Source organism: Microbacterium sp. CBA3102, assembly GCF_007954505.1.
GTDB classification, from domain to species: Bacteria; Actinomycetota; Actinomycetes; order Actinomycetales; family Microbacteriaceae; genus Microbacterium; species Microbacterium aurugineum.
This window is the reverse complement of the sequence record NZ_CP042412.1, coordinates 3,100,179-3,120,488: the sequence shown is the minus strand read 5'-3', so window position 1 is coordinate 3,120,488 and position 20,310 is coordinate 3,100,179. Positions and strand designations below refer to the sequence as shown.

At 67.8% G+C, this 20,310-nt stretch carries 25 protein-coding genes and 1 tRNA gene; 18 read left to right on the top strand and 8 right to left on the bottom strand.

Annotation, left to right across the window (positions count from 1 at the left end; translation table 11 throughout):
* Window positions 1-59: 59 nt before the first annotated feature.
* Complete coding sequence (locus tag FGL91_RS14965) at window positions 60-1,463, bottom strand: PLP-dependent aminotransferase family protein (protein ID WP_153244205.1); 1,404 nt, start codon at window positions 1,461-1,463, stop codon at window positions 60-62.
* Between the two features lie 94 nt (window positions 1,464-1,557).
* On the opposite strand from FGL91_RS14965, the gene FGL91_RS14960 reads away from it, so the two are divergent.
* Window positions 1,558-2,223, top strand: a complete 666-nt coding sequence (locus FGL91_RS14960; protein ID WP_052193280.1) for a YczE/YyaS/YitT family protein — start codon at window positions 1,558-1,560, stop codon at window positions 2,221-2,223.
* 196 nt (window positions 2,224-2,419) lie between these two features.
* Here FGL91_RS14960 and FGL91_RS14955 read toward each other — a convergent pair whose 3' ends face one another.
* The 6 genes from FGL91_RS14955 to aceE form a co-directional block, all read right to left on the bottom strand.
* Window positions 2,420-3,658, bottom strand: coding sequence for a beta-ketoacyl-[acyl-carrier-protein] synthase family protein (locus FGL91_RS14955; protein WP_131491155.1), 1,239 nt, complete (start codon window positions 3,656-3,658; stop codon window positions 2,420-2,422).
* A 97-nt stretch (window positions 3,659-3,755) separates the two neighbouring features.
* Window positions 3,756-4,004: an acyl carrier protein gene (locus FGL91_RS14950; protein WP_017202249.1), complete on the bottom strand. Its 249-nt coding sequence runs from the start codon at window positions 4,002-4,004 to the stop codon at window positions 3,756-3,758.
* A 68-nt stretch (window positions 4,005-4,072) separates the two neighbouring features.
* Window positions 4,073-5,074 carry a beta-ketoacyl-ACP synthase III gene (locus FGL91_RS14945; RefSeq protein WP_153244204.1) on the bottom strand — a complete coding sequence of 334 codons (1,002 nt, stop codon included), beginning with the start codon at window positions 5,072-5,074 and terminating at the stop codon, window positions 4,073-4,075.
* Entirely contained in the window at window positions 5,071-5,991 is a 921-nt protein-coding gene (locus FGL91_RS14940) for an ACP S-malonyltransferase (RefSeq protein ID WP_131491153.1), read from the bottom strand. The genes FGL91_RS14945 and FGL91_RS14940 overlap by 4 nt, the downstream gene beginning before the upstream one ends.
* Before the next feature lie 99 nt (window positions 5,992-6,090).
* The gene (locus FGL91_RS14935; protein ID WP_047520064.1) at window positions 6,091-7,287 is read right to left on the bottom strand and encodes a PucR family transcriptional regulator; all 1,197 of its coding nucleotides are present in this window, start codon (window positions 7,285-7,287) and stop codon (window positions 6,091-6,093) included.
* Between the two features lie 31 nt (window positions 7,288-7,318).
* Window positions 7,319-10,045: a pyruvate dehydrogenase (acetyl-transferring), homodimeric type gene (aceE, locus tag FGL91_RS14930; RefSeq protein WP_131491152.1), complete on the bottom strand. Its 2,727-nt coding sequence runs from the start codon at window positions 10,043-10,045 to the stop codon at window positions 7,319-7,321.
* Window positions 10,046-10,198: 153 nt separating this feature from the next.
* Between aceE and FGL91_RS14925 the strand changes: the two genes are divergently transcribed.
* A tRNA-Val gene (locus FGL91_RS14925) sits at window positions 10,199-10,271 on the top strand.
* Here FGL91_RS14925 and FGL91_RS19410 read toward each other — a convergent pair.
* Entirely contained in the window at window positions 10,231-10,452 is a 222-nt protein-coding gene (locus FGL91_RS19410) for a helix-turn-helix domain-containing protein (protein WP_227992081.1), read from the bottom strand. The genes FGL91_RS14925 and FGL91_RS19410 overlap by 41 nt on opposite strands.
* A 161-nt stretch (window positions 10,453-10,613) precedes the next feature.
* Between FGL91_RS19410 and FGL91_RS19130 the strand changes: the two genes are divergently transcribed.
* The 16 genes from FGL91_RS19130 (at window position 10,614) to FGL91_RS14845 (ending at window position 20,309) form a co-directional block, all read left to right on the top strand.
* Window positions 10,614-10,829, top strand: a complete 216-nt coding sequence (locus tag FGL91_RS19130; protein WP_153244203.1) for a helix-turn-helix domain-containing protein — start codon at window positions 10,614-10,616, stop codon at window positions 10,827-10,829.
* A 6-nt stretch (window positions 10,830-10,835) separates the two neighbouring features.
* On the top strand, window positions 10,836-11,087 hold the full coding sequence (locus tag FGL91_RS14910) for a hypothetical protein (RefSeq protein ID WP_153244202.1): 252 nt from the start codon (window positions 10,836-10,838) through the stop codon (window positions 11,085-11,087).
* Entirely contained in the window at window positions 11,057-11,335 is a 279-nt protein-coding gene (locus tag FGL91_RS14905) for a hypothetical protein (RefSeq protein WP_194239237.1), read from the top strand. Before FGL91_RS14910 ends, FGL91_RS14905 begins: the two co-directional genes overlap by 31 nt.
* On the top strand, window positions 11,332-11,460 hold the full coding sequence (locus FGL91_RS19265; protein ID WP_265491354.1) for a hypothetical protein: 129 nt from the start codon (window positions 11,332-11,334) through the stop codon (window positions 11,458-11,460). Before FGL91_RS14905 ends, FGL91_RS19265 begins: the two co-directional genes overlap by 4 nt.
* Window positions 11,453-11,785, top strand: coding sequence for a hypothetical protein (locus FGL91_RS14900; RefSeq protein WP_153244200.1), 333 nt, complete (start codon window positions 11,453-11,455; stop codon window positions 11,783-11,785). Before FGL91_RS19265 ends, FGL91_RS14900 begins: the two co-directional genes overlap by 8 nt.
* Entirely contained in the window at window positions 11,782-11,964 is a 183-nt protein-coding gene (locus FGL91_RS14895) for a hypothetical protein (RefSeq protein WP_153244199.1), read from the top strand. The genes FGL91_RS14900 and FGL91_RS14895 overlap by 4 nt, the downstream gene beginning before the upstream one ends.
* Window positions 11,936-13,243 carry a DNA primase family protein gene (locus FGL91_RS14890; protein WP_153244198.1) on the top strand — a complete coding sequence of 436 codons (1,308 nt, stop codon included), beginning with the start codon at window positions 11,936-11,938 and terminating at the stop codon, window positions 13,241-13,243. The genes FGL91_RS14895 and FGL91_RS14890 overlap by 29 nt, the downstream gene beginning before the upstream one ends.
* Before the next feature lie 276 nt (window positions 13,244-13,519).
* The gene (locus FGL91_RS14885; protein WP_153244197.1) at window positions 13,520-13,909 is read left to right on the top strand and encodes a hypothetical protein; all 390 of its coding nucleotides are present in this window, start codon (window positions 13,520-13,522) and stop codon (window positions 13,907-13,909) included.
* Window positions 13,910-13,922: 13 nt separating this feature from the next.
* A complete protein-coding gene (locus tag FGL91_RS14880) occupies window positions 13,923-15,545 on the top strand; it encodes a hypothetical protein (RefSeq protein ID WP_153244196.1) in 1,623 nt (540 codons plus the stop codon).
* Window positions 15,546-15,554: 9 nt separating this feature from the next.
* Window positions 15,555-15,788 (top strand): hypothetical protein, encoded by a 234-nt coding sequence (locus tag FGL91_RS14875; protein WP_153244195.1) that lies wholly within the window; start codon window positions 15,555-15,557, stop codon window positions 15,786-15,788.
* Window positions 15,789-15,810: 22 nt separating this feature from the next.
* Window positions 15,811-16,917 (top strand): hypothetical protein, encoded by a 1,107-nt coding sequence (locus FGL91_RS14870; protein WP_153244194.1) that lies wholly within the window; start codon window positions 15,811-15,813, stop codon window positions 16,915-16,917.
* A 2-nt stretch (window positions 16,918-16,919) separates the two neighbouring features.
* The gene (locus tag FGL91_RS14865) at window positions 16,920-18,644 is read left to right on the top strand and encodes a hypothetical protein (RefSeq protein ID WP_153244193.1); all 1,725 of its coding nucleotides are present in this window, start codon (window positions 16,920-16,922) and stop codon (window positions 18,642-18,644) included.
* 2 nt (window positions 18,645-18,646) lie between these two features.
* Entirely contained in the window at window positions 18,647-19,003 is a 357-nt protein-coding gene (locus FGL91_RS14860; RefSeq protein ID WP_153244192.1) for a hypothetical protein, read from the top strand.
* Window positions 18,993-19,379, top strand: coding sequence for a hypothetical protein (locus tag FGL91_RS14855; RefSeq protein ID WP_153244191.1), 387 nt, complete (start codon window positions 18,993-18,995; stop codon window positions 19,377-19,379). Before FGL91_RS14860 ends, FGL91_RS14855 begins: the two co-directional genes overlap by 11 nt.
* 9 nt (window positions 19,380-19,388) lie before the next feature.
* Complete coding sequence (locus tag FGL91_RS14850) at window positions 19,389-19,811, top strand: hypothetical protein (RefSeq protein ID WP_153244190.1); 423 nt, start codon at window positions 19,389-19,391, stop codon at window positions 19,809-19,811.
* A gap of 3 nt (window positions 19,812-19,814) precedes the next feature.
* Window positions 19,815-20,309, top strand: coding sequence for a hypothetical protein (locus tag FGL91_RS14845; protein WP_153244189.1), 495 nt, complete (start codon window positions 19,815-19,817; stop codon window positions 20,307-20,309).
* Window position 20,310 lies beyond the last annotated feature (1 nt).

Genomic DNA, 20,310 nt, shown 5'->3' with positions numbered 1-20,310 from the left:
CCCACCCCGCACGATGAGGACCCCGCCCCGGGGACGAGGCGGGGTCCTCGTCGTCCGGATCAGATCACGGCGGCGTGCTCGAGTTCGTCGGCACGGGATGCGGTGCCCTTGCGCACGTCTTCCCAGGCCAGGGCCAACCGCGTCATCGCCTCCGCGGTGCGGTCGGGCGGCAGGGCGATGGGCAGACGCAACCGTCGTTCCAGGACGCCACCGGTGGTGAAACGAGGGCCCGGCGGCAGGATGAGCTGCCGTTCACGCGCGGCCAGTGACAGCGCGGTGGAGAGCGGACCGCCGATGTCGACCCAGGCTGAGAGCCCACCCGGCGTGCGAGGCATGTGCCAGCCGGGGATCCCGGCGACGACGGCTTCGACGGCAGCGCGACCTGCGCGCAGACGTCGGCCCACGTGCGAGGTGAGGGCGGGCATCTCCGTGAGCAGCTCGATCGCGATGCACTGCTCCAGCAGTGCGGTACCGAGTTCGAAGGAAGGCCGTACCGCGAGCAGCCGCGCGACGACGGAGCGTTCGGCACGGATCCACCCGATCCGCATTCCTCCCCAGGCGATCTTGGACATCGATCCGACGGTGATGACGTTGGGTCCGCTGGCGGCCATCGGCGTGGGCGACCACCCTCGGTCGATGTCCAACTCCGTGGTCGTCTCGTCGACGATCAGATGCGTGCCCACGTTGCGCGAGGTCGTCACGATCCGCTGGCGGTCCTCGTCCGGCAGGGTGGCCCCGGTCGGGTTGTGGAAGTCGGGGATCAGATAGGCGACGTGAGGACGCGCGTTGAGCAGCGTCTCGTTGAGGTGCCGTGTATCCCACCCCTCCACGTCGACCGGGGTGGGGACCAGTCGGTACCCGTGGCGGTGCAGAGCCTCGAGCGCGTGGGGGAAGGTCGGTTGCTCGACGAGCGCTCTCTCGCCCCGTCGGCCGATCGCCGTGAGGATCAGGTTGACCGCGTTGAGCGCCCCGGAGGTGATGATGATCTCCTCCGCCGATGTCGGGGCTCCGCGCTCACGGAACCGCTGCGCGACCGCGTCTCGGAGTTCCGGCAGTCCTTGCAGCGAGTACCCGCTCGTGCCGCGCAGTGCGGCCAGCCGCGGGAGCGACCGCACGGTGGCGTCGTACAGCCCGGGGGTGGAGTCCATGGAGGCGATGGAGAGGTCGATGGCCGTGTCGTCAGCGTCGAGGCCGGGGGCTGCGTGATCGTGGGGGAGGGCGACGCGCGTGCTGCCCCCGTGCAGCCGGGTGACGTAGCCGTCATCCTCCAGCAGGCCGTAGGCGCGGGTGATGGTCGAGCGAGACCGACGCAGCTCCCGCGCGAGGGCGCGTTCGCTGGGCAGGCGTTCGCCGACGGTCAACCGGCCGTCGAGGACCAAGGCGCGGATGCGATCGGCCAGCACGCTCGCGGCGGCACCGGCCACGTTGTGCGCCCCGAGCTGTTCGACGAGTCGTGATCCCATGAGTCCAGCATGGCGCAAACTGGACTCGTATCGGCAGGCCACTTGTCGCCAGTGGCCTCGGCATCGCGCTATATGCGGGAGCCAGAGTGGAATCATGCTCCTCCGTGCCGTGCTGCTCCCCATCCAGGCCTCCTCCCGCAGGGACCTCGTCGAGCGTCTCCTGCAGCTCGTGTTCGGCCTGTTCCTCTACGGCGTCGCGCTCGGGTTCATGGTGCGCGGCGGCATCGGGGTGGCGCCGTGGGACGTCCTAGCGCTCGGACTGGCCGGCCAGACGGGTGTCGGTTACGGCGCCATGACCGTGATCGTCTCGGTCGTCGTCCTGTTGCTGTGGATCCCGCTACGTCAGCGTGTGGGCCTCGGAACCGTGTTGAACGCGCTCCTGGTCGGGCCGAGCGCTGATCTCGCGCTGCTCCTGATCCCGCAGCCTCCGTCCGTCTGGATCGGGGCTCCGATGTTCGTCTTCGGGCTGGTGCTGTTGGCCTTCGCGACCGGCCTCTACATCGCCGCGGACTTCGGTCCCGGTCCGCGTGATGGGCTGATGACCGGTTTGGTTCGGCGCACCGGATGGGCCGTCTGGGTGGTGCGCACCCTGATCGAGGGCAGCGTCCTGGTGATCGGCTTCATCCTCGGAGGCCCTGTGGGCGTCGGTACGGTGCTTTTCGCGTTCGGGGTCGGCCCGTTGATCGGGGTCTTCCTCCCGTATCTCACCCGATGGCGTGAGGCTCGTTCGCGGCGACTCGGAACACTGCGCCCAGCCTGAGCGGCATCCACATCCGTCCGGGCTCTTCCCGGATCCGTCCCGAGTCTTCCGGGCCGAAGTGCGCTCGACACGTGCATGATCCGCGCACGCCTGCATGACCGAGCGCCAGGAGGAGGCCAGACATCCGTCGGATTCTCATGCATATGCGAAGAGAGGCCCTCCGGAATCCCGGAGGGCCTCTCGCTGCACGGTGGCGTCAGTCGGCGCTGGCGACCACGAGGACCGCGTTGTGTCCGCCGAAGCCGAACGAGTTGCTGATGGCGATCTGCGGACCGTCGCCGAGCGCCGTGGGTGCGCCCGAGAGGCGGAACGGCACGGCGGGGTCCGGCTCGGTCATGTTGATCGTCGGGGGTGCGACACGGTCACGGAGCGCGAGGATCGAGAAGATGGCCTCCAGTGCGCCGGTGCCGCCGAGCAGGTGTCCCGTGGAGGCCTTCGTGGCGGAGACGGGGATCTCATCGATCCGGTCTCCGAAGACCTTCTTGAGCGCGACGTACTCGTTGGGGTCGCCGACCGGGGTGGACGTCGCGTGCGCGTTGATGTGCGTGACCTGATCAGCGGTGATGCCGGCCTCTTCGAGCGCCTGCGTGACGGCACGGGCCGCGCCGTTGCCCTCGGGGTCGTTGCCGGTGATGTGGTACGCGTCGGCGGTGACTCCGCCGCCCAGAACGTAGCCGTAGATCTTGGCGCCGCGAGCCTTGGCGTGCTCTTCTGTCTCGAGGATCAGCGCGGCGGCGCCCTCGCCCATGACGAAGCCGTCACGGTCGATCGCGCCGGGGCGGGAAGCGTGGGCCGGGTCGTCGTTCCGACGCGACAGCGCCTGCGCCGAAGCGAAGGAAGCCATCGTGATCGGGTGGATCGCGGACTCGGTACCACCGGCGATCACGACGTCGGCGAGACCGTCCTGCAGATGGTGGTACGCGTGGATGATCGATTCGGTGCTCGAGGCGCACGCGCTGACGACGGTCTGCGCGTAGGCGCGGGCCTCGAACTGCAGGGAGAGGTTGCCGGCGGCCGCATTGGGCATGAGCATCGGGACCGTGAGCGGCATGACCCGACGGGGGCCCTTCTCGCGCAGCGTGTCCCAGGCGTCGAGGAGAGTCCAGAGTCCGCCGATGCCGGTGGCGAAGTCGATACCGAGGCGCTCGGGGGCGACCTCGGGGGTGCCTGCATCCGCCCACGCCTCGCGTGCTGCGATCAGGGCGAACTGCGAGGACGGGTCGAGGCGCTTCGCCTCATGGCGGGGGAGAACCTCTTCCGGGCGGACGATCGCCTCGGCGGCGAAGGTGACGGGCAGCTCGTACTGCTGGACCCAGTCGTGTTCGAGCGTGCGGGTGCCGGACATGCCGGCCAGCAGGTTCGTCCAGTTCTCCGGGGCCGTTCCGCCGATGGCGGAGGTGGCGCCGATGCCGGTGACGACGATGCGCTTGGTCATGGGGTGTGGTTCCTTGTCGAAACGAAGTCGAACGGGTGAGAGGGCAAGGCGGAGGATGCCACTCCCCGCGAGGTGCGGGGGTGGCATCCTGCCGGGATTACTCCTGGCCCGCGACGATGAAATTGACGGCGTCGCCGACGGTCTTGAGGTTCTTGACCTCGTCGTCGGGGATCGTGACACCGAACTTCTCTTCGGCGTTGACGACGATCGTCATCATCGAGATGGAGTCGATGTCGAGGTCGTCGGTGAACGACTTCTCCAGGGCGACCTCGGAGGCGTTGATGCCGGTCTCGTCGGTGATGAGCTCTGCGAGGCCCGCGAGGACCTCATCGTTGGTGAAAGCCATGTGGTCTTCCTCTTTCTTACGGGTTGTATTCGGAACCGTGGAACAGTCTAGAGAAGGTCAGCGCATTCTCAGGGAAGGACGACGACCTGCGCGGCGAACACCAGTCCTGCTCCGAACCCGATCTGCAGGGCGAGCCCGCCCGAGAGCTCGGGGTGCTCGGCCATCAGCCGGTGGCTCGCGAGCGGGATCGACGCGGCCGAGGTGTTGCCCGTGGTCTCGATGTCGCGGGCGATCACCGTCGACTCGGGGAGCTTCAGCTGCTTGGCGAACTCGTCGATGATGCGCATGTTGGCCTGGTGCGGGATGAACGCGGCGATGTCGGTGGGCTCCACACCCGCCTTGTCGAGTGCCTCTCGGGCGACCTTGGCCATCTCCCACACCGCCCAGCGGAAGACGGTCGGCCCTTCCTGACGGAGTGTCGGCCAGGGCGCGACGCCGTCGCGGAAGTCCGTGAGCGTGGCGTTCATGCCCACGGCATCGGCCTTCGAGCCGTCGGAGCCCCAGACGGCGGGTGCGATCCCCGGCGTGTCGCTCGGACCGAGGAGCGCGGCGCCCGCACCGTCGCCGAGGAGGAAGGAGATGCTGCGATCGGTCGGGTCGACGACGTCGGACAGCTTCTCGGTGCCGATCACCAGGGCGTAGCGCGCGGCGCCGGCCTTGATCAGTGCATCGGCCTGGGCGATCGCGTAGGCGTAGCCGGCGCAGGCGGCATTGATGTCGTACGCCGCGGCGGGGTTCGCGCCCACGCGGTCGGCGACGATGGCCGAGACGGAAGGGGTCTGCTTCGGGTTGCTGATCGTCGCGACGATGACCAGGTCGACCTGATCGGCCGCCACGCCCGACTTCTCGATGGCTTCGGATGCGGCCTCCGCGGCGAGGTCGATCGCATCCGTGTTCTTGTCGGCGCGGACACGGGTGATGATGCCGGTGCGCTGGCGGATCCACTCGTCGCTGGAGTCGATCGGGCCGATCAGATCTTCGTTCGGCACGGCGTTCTCGCCGCGGGCGGCGCCGTAGGAGTAGATACGCGTGTATGCCGGTCCGGTCACCTGGGCGAGGGTGGGGCTCATGCGGCTTCTCCGTTCAGCAGCGCGACGGCTGCATCGAGGTCTTCGGGGGTCTTCACGGCGACCGTCGGCACGCCTCGGAGGCCGCGCTTGGCGAGGCCGACCAGCGCACCGGCGGGCGCGAGCTCGATGACACCGGTGACGCCGGCGTCTGCGAAGGATGTCATGCAGAGGTCCCAGCGCACCGGCGACGAGACCTGGTCGACCAGGAAGCTCAGCGCCTGGGTGCCATCCGTGACGGCAGAACCGTCACGGTTGGTCCAGAGCGTGATGTCGGGGTTCGCGGGGGTGACGTCGGCGACCGCGTCGCGGAGGACGGAGACCGCGGAGGCCATGTACCGGGTATGGAACGCGCCGGCGACCTGCAGCGGAACCACGCGGGTTCCCTTCAGCGGTTCCTCGGCGAGAGCGGCGAGAGCCGGAAGCGCGCCGGCGACCACGATCTGGCCGCCGCCGTTGTAGTTCGCGGGGGAGAGGTGGAGTTCGGCGAGTCGCGCCAGGAGGGCTTCTTCATCGCCGCCGAGCACAGCGCTCATGCCCGTCTGCTCCTGCGCTGCGGCGTCGGCCATCGCGCGGCCCCGGATGCCGACGAGGCGCATCCCGGTGTCGGCGTCGATGACGTTGCTGCCGACGAGAGCGGCGATCTCACCGACGGAGTGTCCGGCGATGCCGTCGGCGCGTCGGCCCGCCCGCTGGACCAGTGCGTCACCGGCGATCAACGAAGCCGCGACGATCAGCGGCTGCGCGATACGCGTGTCGCGGATCGTGTCGGCGTCGGACACCGTGCCGTGTTCGCGAAGATCGACCTCCGCGGCGTCCGAGTACGCGGCGAGGCGTTCGGCCACTCCGTCGAGCTCGAGCCAAGGAGCGAGGAAACCGGGGGTCTGCGAGCCCTGACCAGGGCATACGACGACAATCACCCACCCAGTCTGCCAACGATTACGGCAGAGCGGTGGATGATCCATCACAAGATTCCGAAAAACCCTTGTGTGTGGCGTACAGAACGGCGGCGGACGGACTCAGCGCTGCGGGCGTCGCAGCGGCGCCCGCTTGCGCACCTGCTCGGCGGCGCCGATGGATCCGAGGATGAGGGCGGTCTGCAGGATGAGCGCCTCGCGGGGCCCCGTGGCGTCCCAACCGATGACTTCGCTCACGCGCTTGAGGCGATAGCGCACGGTGTTGGGGTGCACGAAGAGCTCGCGCGCCGTCGCCTCGAGGGAGCGTCCGTTGTCGAGGTAGCTCCAGAGCGTGGTGACCAGATCGGTCGAATGCGCCTGCAGGGGGCGGAAGATCCGCTCGATCAGGGTCTGCTTCGCGAGCGGATCTCCGGCGAGCGCCCGCTCAGGCAGCAGATCATCGGCTTCGACGGGGCGCGGAGCACCGCGCCAGGCACGCGCGACCGCGAACCCGGCGAGGGCGGCCCGAGCGCTCTGGCTCGCATCGACGAGTGCGGCCACGGGGGGCCCGAGGACGACGTAGCCCGGCCCGAAGGACGGCTCGAGGCGGGAGGCGATCTCCTGGAACCCGAGTTCCTCCTCCTCGTTCTCCTGACCGTCCACGCGTGCGCGTCCGAGGACGAGCACGAGACGGGATCCCTGCACGCCGATGAGGACATCGACGGCGAGCTTCCTGGCGGTTCGGCGGACCAGGTCCACGTCGAACTGCGGCGGTGTCGTACCGACGAGGACAGCGACCTCGCCGTGACCGTGCCACCCGAGCGCAGCGATGCGGCTCGGAAGCTCTTCGTCGGCCTCACCGGTGAGGATCGAGTCGACGACGAGGGCCTCGAGACGTGCGTCCCAGAGCCCTCGGGCCTCCGCGGCCCTGGCGTACACGTCGGCCGCCGCGAAGGCGACATCGCGGGAGTAGAGCAGGATCGCCTCGCGCAGGTCGTTCCCGCGCCCGGCGACGCGCTCCTCGGTGACTTCCACCGTCACGCGGATGAGTTGCAGCGTCTGCTGGAGGCTGACGCTGCGCAACAGCTCCCGGGGAGCGGCGGCGAAGATGTCGGCCGCGATCCACGGGGTGGAGGTCGGATCCTCATACCACTGGATGAACGACGTGATGCCCGCCTGGGCCACCAGCCCGACCGCGGAGCGGCGGGCTGGTGGCATGTCGGCGTACCACGGAAGGGTGTCCTCCAGGCGCTTGATCGTCACCGAGGCGATGTCACCGGAGATCCGGCGCAGCCAGGTGAGCGTCGCGGCCTTGTCCATGCCGGAAGGAGAGGATCCTGTCACCGAGGGCTCAGCTTTCGCCGCCCGCGTTGCCGCTGGTTCCCGCGTTCACGTCGTGCAGGCTGTACTTCTGGATCGCCTGTGCCGCGAGCGAACGGTCGATCGTCCCCTCTTCGGCGAGCGACTGCAGCGTCCGGACCACGATGGACGGTCCGTCGATCTTGAAGAACCGTCGTGCCGCGGCACGGGTGTCGGAGAAACCGAAGCCGTCGGCGCCGAGCGTGGCGAAGCGGTTCGGAACCCACGGGCGGATCTGATCCTGCACGGCGTGCATGAAGTCGCTCACGGCGACGACCGGACCCTCGGCGCCCTGCAGCTTCTCGGTGAGGTACGCGGTGCGCGGCTCGGCCTCGGGGTGCAGGAAGTTGTGCTCGTCGGCGGCGAGGCCGTCACGACGCAGCTCGGTCCAGGAGGTGACCGACCAGACATCGGCGATCACACCCCAGTCGTTCTTCAGGAGTTCCTGCGCCTCGAGCGCCCACGGCAGGCCGACGCCCGACGCGAAGAGCTGGGCGCGGGGACCGTCGCCCTCGCCGACCGACACGCGGTGGATGCCTCGCACGATGCCGTCCACGTCCACGTTCTCCGGCTCAGCCGGCTGCACGAGGGGCTCGTTGTAGAGCGTGATGTAGTACATCACGTTCGGGTCCTCGTGCTCGCCGCCGTACATGCGGTCGATGCCGGATCGCACGATGTGCGCGATCTCGTAGCCGTAGGCAGGGTCGTACGAGAGCGTCGCCGGGTTGGTGGCGGCCAGCAGGTGCGAGTGACCGTCGGCGTGCTGCAGGCCTTCACCCGTGAGGGTGGTGCGACCCGCCGTCGCGCCCATGATGAACCCGCGGGCCATCTGGTCGCCCGCCGCCCACTGGGCGTCGCCCGTGCGCTGGAAGCCGAACATCGAGTAGAAGATGTAGATCGGGATGAGCGGCTCGCCGTGGGTGGCGTACGAGGTTCCCGCAGCCGTGAATGCCGCGACCGCGCCCGCCTCGTTGATGCCGACGTGCACGATCTGCCCCTGCGGGCTCTCCTTGTAGGCGAGGAGCAGCTCGCGGTCGACCGAGGTGTAGTGCTGGCCGTTCGGGTTGTAGATCTTCGCGGTCGGGAAGTACGCGTCCATACCGAACGTGCGTGCCTCGTCGGGGATGATCGGCACGATGCGGTGGCCGAAGTCCTTCGTGCGGAGGAGATCCTTCAGCAGACGGACGAAAGCCATGGTCGTGGCGATCTCCTGGGTGCCGGAGCCCTTCTTGGGAAGCGCGTACGCGGCGTCGTCCGGCAGCGAGAGACCCACATGGGTCGACCGGCGCTCGGGGAGGAATCCGCCGAGAGCCTGACGGCGCTCGAGCATGTACTGGATCGTCTCGTCCTGGGGCCCCGGGTTATAGTAGGGCGGCAGGTAGGGGTTCTCCTCGAGCTGCGCGTCCGTGATCGGGATGTGCATCGCGTCGCGGAACGTCTTGAGGTTGTCCAGCGTCATCTTCTTCATCTGGTGGGTCGCGTTGCGCCCCTCGAAGTGCGGACCGAGGCCGTAGCCCTTGACGGTCTTCGCGAGGATGACGGTGGGCTTGCCCTTGTGCTCGGTCGCGGCCTTGAACGCGGCGTAGACCTTGCGGTAGTCGTGGCCTCCGCGCTTCAGGTTCCAGATGTCGTCGTCGGAGTAATCCTTGACGAGGGCGGCGGCACGCTCGTCGCGTCCGAAGAAGTGCTCGCGGATGTACGCGCCGGACTCGGCCTTGTAGGTCTGGTAGTCACCGTCGGGGGTGACGTTCATCAGGTTGAGCAGCGCACCCTCGGTGTCGCGCGCGAGCAGATCGTCCCACTCGCGGCCCCAGACGACCTTGATGACGTTCCAGCCCGCGCCGCGGAAGAACGACTCGAGCTCCTGGACGATCTTGCCGTTGCCGCGCACCGGACCGTCGAGACGCTGCAGGTTGCAGTTCACGACGAAGGTCAGGTTGTCGAGTCCCTCGTTCGCTGCCACCTGGAGCTGACCGCGGCTCTCGACCTCGTCCATCTCACCGTCGCCGAGGAACGCCCAGACGTGCGACTGGGAGGTGTCCTTGATGCCGCGATTCTCGAGGTACTTGTTCGACATCGCCTGGTAGATCGCATTGATGGGGCCGAGGCCCATCGACACGGTCGGGAACTGCCAGTACTCCGGCATCAGACGCGGATGCGGGTAGGAGGGGATGCCGTACGGCGCGTGCGACTTCTCCTGACGGAAACCGTCGAGCTGGTCCTCGCTCAGGCGTCCCTCGAGGAACGACCGTGCGTAGGTGCCGGGGGAGGCGTGACCCTGGATGAAGATCTGGTCGGCCCCGCCGGGGTTGTCAGCGCCCTTGAAGAAGTGGTTGAAGCCGACCTCGTAGAGAGCGGCCGACGAGGCATACGTCGAGATGTGACCGCCGACGCCGATGCCGGGGCGCTGTGCGCGGTGCACCGTGATCGCAGCGTTCCAGCGGATCCAGGCCCGATAGCGGCGCTCGACCTCTTCGTCACCCGGGAACTCGGGCTCGTTCTCCGGGGCGATCGTGTTGATGTAGTCCGTCGTCGGGACCATCGGCACGCCCAGGTGCAGTTCCTTGGAACGCTTGAGCAGGCTGAGCATGATCTCGCGGCCGCGGCCGTGGCCCTTGGCATCCACCAGCTCATCGAGGGACTGCTGCCACTCGCCGGTCTCCTCCGGATCGCTGTCGAGGGGGCCCTGGGAGTACGGATCCTGGTCGTGCACGGTCACGGGGGAACCTTTCGTCAAGCTGGCAGGTCATGCCAAGGAAACGGGAAGCGACACGGGCAGCCTTGTCAGCTGTGCACAACGCGCGCCGGATTCAGCCTATCCCTCTTCCACGACACGGGTGCGCATCGGCCTCCCGATAGACTGACGGCACCAGGGCCTTTAGCTCAGCTGGTAGAGCGCCACGTTTACACCGTGGATGTCGTCGGTTCGATCCCGGCAGGGCCCACCGGATTCGGAGCACTCGTCTCGCCGACGAGGTAGCCCACAGTCGTGCGCAGGTGTGCCGCGATCGCTACGAGCTGCTCGATGCTAAAGCGCTGCTCAGCGCGCAGCTTCTTGCCGACGCCGGTCGCCTCGATGCCGAGTAGCTCGGCGATGTCCTTGTTCTTGACTCGCTGCTCCCACATCAGAGTGTGGATGCGGCGGCCTACGACGACGTCGATCGGCTCACTAGTCCGAATCGGGCTCACTGTGCTCATACGGGAACACTAGCGGACAAAGCGGACATTCCGCCTGAGTGTTTACTGAAATTCCCATTACTGCCAATTTGTCTGCTACTGTCCCGAACATGCCAAAAAGTCAGCTTCCGGATTCTGAGCCGACCTCGTGCACTTGGATCACACCGGCCGAAGCCGCGGGCGCATTGGGCGTGACGACAAAGACCGTCTCGCGTCTCGCGGATCGCGGAGACATTCGCGCGATCCGTCCTGGCGGCACGCAGCGCCGCTACGCGGCCGAGGACATCGAGGCGATCCTCTCGCGCGAGCCGTGGGATGCAGCGTGACCGGCGATGAGTACGCATCGGACCCTGCCGCATGCCCCGGTGCGGCCGCACATTTCGCACGAGAGCTTCCTCTTCATGCGTGCGGAGATCGAGCGGCTGACGGCGGAGCTGCACGCGGTCACGGTCGACCGCGACCACTGGTACATGAAGGCGAACTACACGCCCGAGGAGATCGACGAGATGCGTCATCGGGCGACCAAGGGACTCGACGAGAACGGAGCATGGCTATGGCCGGACAGCGTGAGAACGACGAGGTGATGCGCGACGTTGAGGCGTCGTTCGCGCAGATCAAGAATCTCCGACCGTCGCACCGCCTGGTGTCGATGTGGAGTGACCTCCGGGCGGTTCTCAACAACATCCACCAGATCGAGTTCTACCTCGGGTACCTGCCCGAGAAGCCGAACACGGTCGGATACGACCACGAGTCCATCCGCGTGCAGCTCGACGACGCCCGCCGCGCTATCGGGATGCTCGCCCTCGCGATCGCGGAAGAGGCCGACTCGTGATCATCAACGGCTCCCATCTGCTGATCGTCATCGGGGCGTACCTCGCGTACCGGCTCGGGTGCTGGGTCCACGACCGCGCCGACGCCCGGACTCCCAACCACGAGGTTGGGAGCCACGATGCCTGAGCGTCGATTCAAGGGCGAGTCCAATCCGATCGCCACCGACCCGGTCTTGCGCGGCGTCGACCTCGCAGTGGATCGGCTCGTGCGTCAGGACTGCTTCACCGAGCGCACGATGCGCATCCTGGACGATCTGCGCGCCGAAGTGCTTGGCGTCGAGACGCCCGCCGAGGTCCGCGCGCGCTACACGCCCGGAGATGTCGAGGTTGGGAGACGCTGTGGCGAACCGCATCCGCACTACTCCGCAATGAGTTGCGGGCGCGCACCCGGACACGAGGGAGCGCACTCGTACGGCGTTCCGGCAGATGTCGAGTTTGGTGGTCAGCCGTGACCGGCCTCGCGTGTCTGTTCGGCATCCACGCCCCTGCGCTGACCCGCATCCTCAACGTCGACGAGGCGGAGGGTAAGCACGTCCTGACCCTGCGACGGGTCTGGGCGTGCTCACGGTGCGGCGTGCGGATCTCGGAGGAGGTGGCTACGGTTGCCGAGCTTCCTGAATCCGACGACTGATCGTTTCGATGCGACGCTGCTCGCGGACGACATCGCGCACGAGCCCACGAAGCTCGGGCGCGATTTCGCGGGCGACCTGTACGAGTACCGCGACGGCGTGTACGTGCGCGACTCGACCGTGGTCACGCGTCGGTGCGCGAAGGCGCTCGGCGCGTCGTACACGAAGAACGTGGAGTCGCAAGCGGCCGCGCACCTGTTGAACATCGAGCTTCCCGAGGTGGGCCTCCCGGAGCTCCCGCGCGGGTACCTGGATCACATCGTTCTCGAGAACGGCGTCTATTGGTGGCGTGAGGATCGTCTCACCCCGCATACGGAGATGCTCGGCGCCCTGACGAAGCTCCCGATCACGCATGACGCGATCGCGCTCCCTCACGAGTTCCGCGCCTGGTTGCGGGTCGTGTTCGGTGACGATGAGGAAATGCTCCGGCACGTGTGGGAGGTGCTCGGCTACCTCCTCATGACCGGTAACCCGCTGCAGAAGATCATCCTGCTCTACGGAGGTGGTGGCGACGGCAAGGGCACGTTCCTGCGCCTGTTGCGCGCGATGCTCGGGAAGGTCAACTACTCGTCCGTGTCGCTGCACCAGCTCGTCGAGGACCGTTTCGCGTCATCGAACCTCTACGGCAAGACGGCCAACATCTCGGGTGACCTCTCCTCGAAGTTCCTGTCTGATCCGCAGATCCTGAAAGAGATCACGGGTGGCGACTCGATCAGCGCGTCACGCAAGCACGGCCAGGCGTTTGAGTTCGTGCCCTACGCGGTGCCGATCTTCGCCGCGAACGAGTTCTTCCGCACCTCGGATAGCTCGTATGGGTGGCGTCGGCGGTGGATGGTCATCGAGTTCCCGAACAAGGTCGAGAACGACACCGAGGGCGCTCCCGTGTTCGACGAGTCGGTCCTCCACGACGACATCCCCGGCATCTTCAACGAGGCGATGGAGGGACTCCGGCGACTCATGGCCCGCGGCCGGTTCGCCGCCCCCGAGGCCGCACGGGAGGCTACCACCCGCATGCACGATGAGGCTGACCCGTTCATGGTGTGGCTCGACGACGACGAGAACGTCGAGCTAGACGCGGAGACCTCCTCGTCGTGCTCGGACGTGTACAAGGCGTACACCCGCTGGTGCCGCGCGAACGGCGTAGCGGCCCTGTCCGCGATCACCTTCGGCCAGCGCCTCCGCCCCCTCGGCATCACGAAGATCCGGCCCCGCATCGCGGGCGGCCGCGTGCAGCACTACCAGGGCATCCGGGTCTACGTCCCGGCCGGCGTGGAGGCATGACCATGGCGACGGTACAGGCGGGCCAGGTGCGACCGGGAACCGTGACCCCCGCTCCCCGCGCCCCTCGGAATGAGGAGCTTCGCTCTGACAATGGCGGGTGGTCACGGTTGTGGTCACGGTGCGGTCACACCTGTGGTCACGGCTTCGATCCCAGTGGGGGAGGGGGCTGGTCACGGTGGTCACACCTTCTCTCTACTTCTTCTCGCGTAAAGGAAAGAAGAGAGAGAAGTAGGGATTCAACCGTGACCACCGTGACCACCCCGACCGGAGAGCATCATGACCGCGAAGCACCGCGACCCCGAGTACATCCGCAACGCGGCCGTCGTGCGCGCTCGCGTGCGTCGCGACTGGAAGCTCGGCGTCGAGGTGCGGTGCTGGCGGCGCGGGTGTCCGATCCATCCCGGCCAGCGCTTCGACGTGGGACACCTCGACCCGAATGGCGGGCACGGGCTATCGAACCTCGCACCCGAGTGCGTGCGGTGCAACAGGTCCGAGGGTGGACGGCGTGGTGCGGCGCTGACCAATGCCCGCCGGTCCGGTGCGGCGCGGCCACGCACGAGCGTGCGGCCGGCGGCGGTCGAGGGGCTCGCGCCGTGGTTCGAGGCTCTTTTTTTGTGGATCGGTCGCACCCCCGCCTTCGGCTCCAAGAGCACCTTTTCCCCCTGAGATGGAGACTCGCATGACCAACGCAACGCCGACGCTCGCGGATCTGTGGGACGAGGGGACGTGGCTCGAATGGCGTTCGAAGATCGAGCACCTGACGCCGATCCGGCTCGACGCGCTCGTGACCACGGCGCAGTCGCGGGGTGAGTTCATCCAGGGGGCGCGGCTGCTCCGCCTCGACGAGCGGCAGCGGGCCGGGGATCTCGGGTACGGGCCGTCGCCGATGCAGCTCATGGTCGCGGACCTGCTCGCGGCGGGGAAGTTCATGAACGTGATCTTCGAGCCGCGTCGCTCCACGAAGACCACCGCGGTGCAAGCGGTGATGCTCGGGCGGTGCTGGTCACGTGAGGACTACACGGTCGGGTGGACGATGTTCACGACAGGGCAGAAGGCGGGGAACCGGTTCCGCGAGGACATCGTGAAGCACCTGCGCAAGATCTGGCCGGACCCGCGCACGAGCCCGATCGGTATCGGGCTGTCGAAGGGCGGCGAGCTGCTGGAGTTCCGCGATACCGGTTCGCTGCTCATGGTCGGCACCCCCAACGGGGACATGTTCCGATCCGGCGGGTTCGATATGGCGTTCGGGGACGAGGCCGGAGAGGCCGACATCGAGCAGGGCGACGATGTCAAGCGCGCCGTCATCCCGACGATGGACACGAAGATCGGTGCGCAGTTCGTGATCGCGGGGACCGGGCAGAAGTGGCGCACCGGGCAGCTGCTGTGGGAGAAGCTCCACGACAAGAAAGCCGCGGTCCTCTGGCACGGCATCCCCGAGACGGTCGACCGCGCCGAGCTGGTGTCATGGGAGCCGGACGAGCCGCACCCGAAGACCGGGGCGACAGGCGGCCGGATGCGGGAGTGGATCGAGCGCACACACCCCGGCCTCGGATTCACCACCCTCACCGACGCCCCGCAGAACAGCTTCGATGACTTCTCGCTCGACGACTTCCTGATCGAGTACGGCGGACAGTTTGGCACGGAGGGCGCGGCGGATGTCGCGATCCCGCCCGCGCACCTGGAGCGGGCGCTCACCCGGGAGGCGTTCCCCGCGGTCCCGGACCGGTTCGCCGCGGTGATGAAGGTGCACCACCTCGGCACGCACGGCTCCCTCGCGATCGCGTGGGACTACGAGCCGCCGGGGGATCTCGTGACCGCGGCGCAGAAGCTCGCCGGGGCGGACGCCGCACCCCGCAAGCGTGCTGTCGCGCTGTGGCACTGGCAGCAGGGTCTTCCCGGGTTCGATGCCGAGGTGCTGCTCCGGATGCGCCGCCACCCGGGGAAGACGCTGCACTACGACAAGCGCGGGTTCACGGAGGAGATCGCGGAGAAGAAACTCGCGACCGCGGTCCCCGCGCCGCCGCTCAAGCCCACGACGCCGGCCGACATCCCCGGCTCCACGGTCGGGTTCCTGCGTGCGCTGGAGGAGGAGACCGTGGTCATCTTCGAGCACCCCGAGCTCGTCCGCGCCGCCCGCATCGCGACGCGTCAGGCGTTCGGGAACTACGGCACCTTCCGGTTCGGTGCACCCAAGTCCGACCCCGAGGCGGACGTGACGCCGCTGGAGGCGGCGGCGCTCGCGCTCCGGTTCCTCGGCGACGCGCCCACCACCGTCAAGCCCACCGACGCATTCCAGTTCTAGGAGCCCTCCATGATCCGACCCAAGATCAGCCTCGAAGCGACCGCCGGCGGCGTCCGAATCGGCTGCACGGCATGCCCTCACTGGCATGCGTTCGCGACCGATCGCGGCTCCGGACACGTGAGCGCAAGTGATCACGAACGGCGTGTGCACCCGGGGGAATACCGGGCGCGCAACGCGGCGAAGATGTACGCCAGACGGCATCCTGAATCGGCCGACACGCCGACGCAAATCATGAATGTGTAAGGTCGGGTCCACTCTCTGAGGCGTGGGATTCTTCCGTGATCTGTTCCTCGGCCCGGCCGCGTCTGCGGCGAGCGGTCTGCTGTCCTGGTACTCGCCGCAGGACAGTATCCAATCGCTGTTCGTCGCCGACGCGCTCCCGGTCACCACGGATGCGATCACGCGCGAAGTGGCCCTCCGTGTCCCGGCCGTCAAGCGAGCGCATGACCTGACGTGCGGCGTCATCGCTGACATGCAGTGGTTCGCCCACGACGGCAACAACATGGTGGAGGATCCCGACACTGGGGAGATGGTAGCGCCGCGTCTCGAGGCCCAGCCCGGGTGGCTGACGAACACCAGGAGCGGTATCCCGCCCTACGATCTGCGCTGGGCGGTCACCTCCGACATGTTCATGTCGGGGTGGGGCGCGATCGGCTTCGAACTCGGTAGCGACGGGCTCCCGGCCGACGCGATGCACATCCCCCGCGTGATGTGGAAGATCGAGGACGACGGCGCGATCCGTGTCAACGCCAAGATCAATCCGAAGTACCGGCAGCGCGTCGTTCCGATCCGCATCGGGTACGGGTCCAACGGCATGCTCGTCGACGCGATCGAGGACATCCAAGACGCGATCGGAATCCGCGACGCCTACCGCGATCGCATCGACAACCCCATCGCGTTGACCATGCTTACTGTCGCCGCCGAGCGGTGGGACCAGTGGACTCCGGAGGAGCGCCGCGAGTTCCTCGAGACGTTCAAGAATGCGCGCAGCGCGAAGGGCGGTGCCACGGGCATGAAGCCCGAATGGGTCACCGTCGACACGACGGCCGGGACGCTCCCCACCGACCTGTTCGAGTCTGGCCGCAACGGGAACCGCCTCGATCTCGCCAACCACGCCGGTCTTCCCGCATCGGTCCTCGAAGGCGTCCGCCAAGGCGGTTCCGGTGGCGGCACGGAGATGCGCTACACCGGCGTGCAGAACGGCGGACAGCGGTCCGAGATGTGGGACTTCGGGCTGTCCAAGTACGCCGCCGCGATCGCCGCGCGCCTCTCCCTCGACGACGTGTGCGCGCCGGGGGAGCTGATCCGGGTCGACACGTCCCGGTTCCTCACCGCACCCAACCCGCCAGACCAGCAGACAAGCGAGGACTGACCATGCACGACATCACTATCCAGGGCGGCGAGGTACTCGCCAGCCTCGACGAGCGCTCCATGACGGGGCTGCTCCTGCCATTCAACGAGGAGGGGCGCACCAGCTCCGGACGCTTCACCGTCCAGGCCGGCTCGATCGAGCTGCCCGCTGACCCGTCCGTCGTCACCCTCAACCTCGACCACGACCGTTACCAGCCAGTCGGCCGCGCGACGCGACTGTGGGAAACCGCGCAGGGCATCATGGCGACGTTCAGCATCGCCCGGACTCCTGCCGGCGACTCCGCCCTCGCCGATGCCGTCAACCCCAACGGACTTCGCCGGGCACTGTCCGCCGAGTTCAAGACCGACATCGACTCCTCCCGCGTCGCACGCAACGGCATCCTCACCGGTGCCGCGCAGCTCGTCGCCGGAGCGTTCCGCTCCGCCCGCGTGCTCGCCGAACTCGCCGACGACGAGGAGATCGAGGCAACGGCCGAGGGCGAGGGGGAGATCACGTCGCTCGACAAGTCCGAGTACATCTACGAAGACGAGAACGGCCGCAAGTACAAGCGCACCTACCAGTCCGTGACCACGACCGCTGACGTCGAGGGCGGCACCGAGTCCACCACCGTCACCACATCCACCAACACCGAGGTCACCTCGGACAACACCGAACAGGAGGCCACCGTGGCCGAGCAGGAAACCGTCATGGCCGGGGCCGTCCCCGGCACTCTCACCAACGCCGGCGGCAACGCCTCCACGGCATCGCGGCGGCCGAGCATCCAGACCATCGCGGAGGCCATGGCCGACGTGAAGGCACACCGCAGCAACGCCGCTCAGGCATCCGTCGAGGTGCTCGCCGCGCTCAGCGACATCGTGCTCAGCGACGCCGGTCCCGTCATCCAGCCCAACTGGATGGGCGACATCGGCGCGGGCGTGCCCTACGTGCAGGAGTACATCACCCTGTTCAACCCCGGCACCGACATCACCGCCGGAGGAAAGAAGGGCTGGAAGGTCAAGCGCGGCACCGCCGGTGCACCACAGAACGCACCGATGGACGGCACATGGCCGGGCAACAAGACCGCGATCAAGTCGAACAAGGGCCACGTCACCGAGCACGCGAGCGTGCTCGACCGGTGGGCCATGGGCGAGGACATCGGCCGCGAGTTCTGGGACCTCGACGGCGGCATGGCCTTCATCCTCGCGTTCCTCGCGCTCCAGCAGGAGGACTACTTCATCTGGCAGGACGAGCTCGCGCTGGAGTACACCGTCGAAACCGCTGGCGCACCCATCGCGCCGAACAGCCCCACCCTGCCGGACAACTACCCGACCGCGCTCAAGCACCTCATCCAGGGCATCCTCGCGGTCAAGAAGCGCAAGGCAGACGGCCGACGCGACACCCCCGACTTCGCGATCGTCAACGACATCGACTACGAGGAGCTGATCTACGCCGCCGGCGGCGATCAGAACCTCCCCGCGTTCGTCAGCATCGCCCTCTCGACCTCCGGCAACGGCACGGTCGACGGCAACGTGCACGTCGTCAACGGCGACATCGGCATCGAAGACACCGGTGCATGCCTCGTCGGCTCGTCGTACGCGATCGACTTCGACCGGCCCGCGGGCGGACTCCTCGAAGTCGATGCCCTCGACCTCGCCCGCGGTGGCATCGACAAGGCCGTGCACGGCTACCTGCAGACGTTCGTGAAGCGTCCCGAGGCGCTCGTCCTCATCGGCACCGCGGACGCCTGATCGTGGCCACCTGGTACACCGCTGACACGCCGGAGGCGCAGCAACGCGTCAAGGGCGCGTGGGTCGACGCCCCGGTGCAGAACGCCGAGCTGCTCGGCATGCTGCTCAACGTCGCCCGTGGCCAGGTGATCGCATTCGCCCCGGCACCGGCTCCTCAACCCCCCGAGGAGCCGGTGCCGGACCCGCCGGACAACTACGTGCTCGCGCAGCTCATGCAGGTCCGCAACCTCTGGAACGCTGGCCGCACGACCGGCGACGGCGAGGTAGGGCCAGACGGCTTCACCTTCCGCCCCTACCCGCTAGACAACACCATCAAGGCGGTCATCCGCCCGATCGACTGGAAGCCCCATGCTCTCTAGCATTCCCGCCGTCCGGGACGAACTGAAAGCACGGCTGGAGGCCGCGCTCCCGGACGACTGGGCGATCGTCAAAGACCTCACCGCCGCGAACGTCTCCCTCGTCCCCGCCGTCTACATCGAGTTCACCGAGCTGTCCACCCTCGCCGAGGGCGCACAGCTCCCACCCGGGCAGGTGTGCGCGACGGTCGATCTCGTGCTCGTCGACCCGCGCACCGCGGACGGCGAGGCCGAGGCGGCGATCGAAGACGAGATCGTGCCGCTGCTCAAGGAACTCGACACGTCCTCCGATCTCGGATGGTCCACCGCCCGCAAGATCCGTCAGGACTCGGGCCCGCTGTCCTGGCGGGTCAGTCTCATCGCTCTCACCACTCTCTAGGAGGACATCATGACCACCGTTCCCAACGTCGCCTACATGGGCGCGAAAGGCACGCTCGTGTGCGCGGAGGACGACTACACCGCCGCCGTCACCTCGTTCACCCTCACCCCGACCGCGGACAAGGCATCCGTGACCGACATCGGCGGCGGCGTGCAGCAGTTCGCCGGGCCCGCCGCGTGGGTCGCCGGGATCACGTACAACCAGGACTGGACTACCGTCGGGTCGCTGTCGCAGAAGTTCATCGAGTGGCACGGCCAGCGCAAGACGTTCGTGTACACCCCCGAGGACGGCGGGCTCGGATGGTCCATCCAGGTCGTCTGCGAGGCGGGCGCGATCGGCGGGGCGTCGAAGTCCGTGCACCAGGCGACCGGGAACCTCGGCTGCATCGACCAGCCCGAGCCCGTTCCGCCGACGACGCCGCCGGCGGAGTAGATCGTGGCCGTGCGCATCTCGTTGCTCGTCGACTCGCCCTTGCGGTCGATGCTGATCGCGATGCGCACGGTCAGCGAGGACGTTCGCAAGCAGATCGCCGCCGAGACCAAGAGCGAGGCGCAACCGATCTGGTTCGAGGAGCTCCGCGACGGTGCCGGCACCCGTCTCCAACAGCAGGTGCTGGTGAAGTCCGGTCGGGTCGGCGTCACCCAGCGCAACGTGTTCCTCCGCTCCGGATCGGTCGGCACGCTCCGTTCCGGAACGCCCGTCTCTCGGCTCGCGCACGCTGCCGAGTACGGGATGGGGCCGGAGAAGCAGATCACGACTCGCTCCCGCAAGGGCACCGTCTACACGCGCCGGGCCGGTTCCGCGTTCCCCGCACCGAAGCGCGGCGGGCACGTGTTCAACCCCGCGGCCTCCCGCTCCATCGTCCGGTTCGCATCCCTGTGGATCCAGACCGCCGTTCGCACCATGCTCGACAAGCTCGAAGGGAAGTAGC